This is a genomic window from Flammeovirga sp. EKP202 (assembly GCF_014534745.1).
Lineage (GTDB): Bacteria > Bacteroidota > Bacteroidia > Cytophagales > Flammeovirgaceae > Flammeovirga.
Map to the genome: position 1 here is coordinate 1 of NZ_JACVVP010000127.1, position 872 is coordinate 872.

The 872-nt window shown below is 31.9% G+C and carries 1 protein-coding gene; it reads right to left on the reverse strand.

Annotated elements, in window-relative coordinates; translation table 11 throughout:
• Positions 1-872, reverse strand: an 872-nt coding sequence (locus IC221_RS29250) for a hypothetical protein (protein ID WP_223241538.1), incomplete at both ends; no start/stop codon positions are given.

Consider the following 872-nt stretch of genomic DNA (forward strand, 5'->3'; position numbering starts at 1 on the left):
TCCCAGTTTAAGGTGTTAGAAGGGTTATCATTATAAATAGAAGCAACAATAATTGAATCTGCTTTTAATTGATTGGTATCAAATACATTAAAAGAAGCAGTTTGTAGTGTTAATAAAGGGAAATTGTCATTTGTGATTTGACAAAAATACTCTCCTGTTGTATTAGTAGTATACTGTCTGTTGTTTGCATCGGCAATGATTTCATTGTCCTTGTACCATTGGAAATGGTTATCTGTTGTTTCGATATCAAAATCGCTAGGGACTTCTAATAGCACATCTTTACCATTAGTAGCATCCATAAATTTTTCTTCTCCAACCATATTTTGAGGTTGATAGATGAAATTTAGAGGAAGAGGAGTAGCAATGTTATCCAAACTTTGAAAGGTAAGATCATTGTTTTGAATCCATAATGTATCTAAGGCGTCCAATGTACCAATACTATTAGGAAGGGTGTCTAATTTTGCATTATTGATTTTTAATTGATTAATTCTCCCATTGGAAAATTGAACTCCTTGCCAAGTTGTTATAGGAGCATTAATATCCCATTGAAGCGTATTATTATTGTTTTTGTTATAAATGGCTACAGTTCCGAGTGAATCCTGTTCAAAAATAGTTGAATTTAAAATATAAGTTGGTTCAGATACCAATGTCAATTCAGGTAACGTAACATTGGTAATTTCGCAATGGAAAGTACCCATTTGATCTGTAGTATAGGTGTTTTGATTGGCATCATTTTCAATCACTTTTCCATCTTTGTACCATTGATAGCTATTATTTGATGAATTGATATCGGCTGGCAATGAAATAACAATAGGATTTCCAGAGTGTTCTATAATTTGCGATTTACCAATTTTATTTTGTGGACTATAGTT